At 46.8% G+C, this 449-nt stretch carries 1 protein-coding gene; it reads right to left on the bottom strand.

Annotated features, from left to right (window positions below; translation table 11 throughout):
- Positions 1-62 precede the first annotated feature (62 nt).
- Positions 63-449 (bottom strand): phosphopantetheine-binding protein (locus KDK95_RS35065; protein ID WP_212522651.1); only part of this gene is annotated, 387 nt, incomplete at its 5' end.

Below are 449 nucleotides of genomic sequence, written 5' to 3' on the forward strand. Positions count from 1 at the left end.
TATCAAGACTGTGGAGCAACAAGAGGTAGTTGCCGAACTAATACGCTGCCAAACTTCCGAGTTCAATGCTCGCACTCCTCAACAGACATCAGCAAACTGACCAAGCAGGAAATCGTTGGATTAGAATAGAAGCTCCGCAAGGGGACACGGACACCAAACTGTTTACCGATGGCGGTCAAAAGCTGAACAGCGCGCAACGAATTTCCACCTGCGGAGAAAAAATCACGATCTTCACCGTGACTCTTCTTTCCAAGGACCATATCCCAGATATTTTGCACTTGATCGTGAACACTGTTACGCTGCATTTGTCCTTGGGATATTCTGTCGTAATCGTAGAGTTCGCTCTGTGTTACCAACTTCAGGCACTCGCACCGATCGATTTTTCCCGTTCTTGATCTAGGAACATTCTGCGTAGTTACGATCGTGAGAGGAATCATATAGGAAGGTAG

Source organism: Actinospica acidithermotolerans (assembly GCF_018139625.1).
Lineage (GTDB): Bacteria > Actinomycetota > Actinomycetes > Streptomycetales > Catenulisporaceae > Actinospica > Actinospica acidithermotolerans.